This is a genomic window from Aquiflexum lacus (assembly GCF_015476655.1).
Lineage (GTDB): Bacteria > Bacteroidota > Bacteroidia > Cytophagales > Cyclobacteriaceae > Aquiflexum > Aquiflexum lacus.
This window is the reverse complement of the sequence record NZ_JABFHF010000068.1, coordinates 1-1,596: the sequence shown is the minus strand read 5'-3', so window position 1 is coordinate 1,596 and position 1,596 is coordinate 1. Positions and strand designations below refer to the sequence as shown.

Genomic DNA, 1,596 nt, shown 5'->3' with positions numbered 1-1,596 from the left:
CCTGCCTGCCGGCAGGCCATAGCCGTCAGGCTAAGCACATAAACTGTTGATTTAAAGATGGTTTTCCTTTCTTTTTCTCAAGTTTGAGGATTTTGGGTGCCAGTTCAGCCAGATCATCCATAAGCAGAATTATTTCCCTGGGTGTTTTTATGGCCTCCAGCAACCGATCCGAGAGGTTGAGTATAAGCTTGAAATATTTCCAGACACTGCAAAGGTAATTTCTTTTAGAGAAAATCCTTTGCTGCAGCCAGTTGAATAAGTTCAGGTTGAGGACAATCCATATCAGCTTTCCGTACAGCTGGCACTCAAACCTGTGGATATTGGAAGTGTTGAACTCGTGGATCTTTGCCTGGGATTTCCAGACTTTGAACAAAAGTTCTATCTGCCATCTTATGGAATACACTTTTCTGATATTTTTGGCATCCAGCATTTCCGCGGGAACATTGGTAACCATAATGTTGAGCCGGATCCTTGTCTTGAATGCTTCAGAGACATTGTTTCCCGTAGATCTGGCCTGTTTTTCCGTTTTGCGTATCCTTTTTTGGTAGGTATCCTCATCGGTCAGAGATATCACCGCCCGCACCGGAATCCTATCCTTTTTGCCAAGGAAGACCTCCACTTCCATAAATTCCAGCCCATGCTTTTTGAGTTTGCGCATGTATCCCTTGACATCAACAGGCTCTTTTGAGTCTCTGCTTGCATAGATGTTGGTTTTTGGTGCGAGACGGTTGACAAAAAAGGCTTTGGCCGAATCGACCATGGACATGAATTTCAGTGTGCAGTATCCCATATCCCTGATGAAGAGGTCGTTTTCTTGTATATCGTGGGTATAATCGGAGGAATCGGACTGGTCATTCCTAACTGCTTCGGTGAGCCTCAGGTCCAGACTCTGCCCACTGAGAAAATCGTATTCATACTGGATACTGATCATGGAGGATGAATTGTGGAGCGCACCGCCAAAACCTCTGTACTTGCAGATAAATGAATCCGGGAGTCCGTATTTTGTGGAATCCTTTATCCTGATCCTGTTGAATTTGCCCCTAAGGGCGTTGGAGTCTCCATTATATCGGATTTTCTGTGACATTAGAAAGGCCAGGCAGCTTTTCAGAAACCTGGCGGCATTGACGTTGAAGCGGTCATGGAGTGACTGTTTGGTGATCCTCAGCCTGAAATCCCTGAAAAGAAAGGATGCCATATCAAGAAGGCTGAAATGTTTCCCCCTGTGATGGGCAAACATGAGACTGATGAGAAACTGAAAGCCATCCAACTTTGACTTCCTGATGCAGAAGCCGGACTCTCTTGCCATGGAATCGATGTTTTCCTTACTGAAGAAACAATTGATTTTTTCCTCTAAAATTCTTTCTTTTTTCCGTAAATTTCTTTGGTTTTTATTCCTTTATTCATAAAAATATTATTATATTGAGTAAGGAAAAAGGCGGAGAACGACGAAGTAAGCCGCCTTTTTCAACTAAAAAAACAGATACAAATATGAACAAAAGGAAGAAAGATCCCAAGGGGGATCTACGTTTTATTGTAAAATCACCTCACCAACAGGGTTTTACGTCCTTAAACTGACGGCTATGGCCGGCAGGCAGG

Annotated in this window: 1 protein-coding gene; it reads right to left on the bottom strand. The window is 43.5% G+C overall.

The annotated features are described in order from the left end of the window. Positions 1-25: 25 nt before the first annotated feature. Entirely contained in the window at positions 26-1,342 is a 1,317-nt protein-coding gene (locus HMJ38_RS25020) for an IS4 family transposase (RefSeq protein ID WP_317174594.1), read from the bottom strand. Positions 1,343-1,596: the final 254 nt, after the last annotated feature.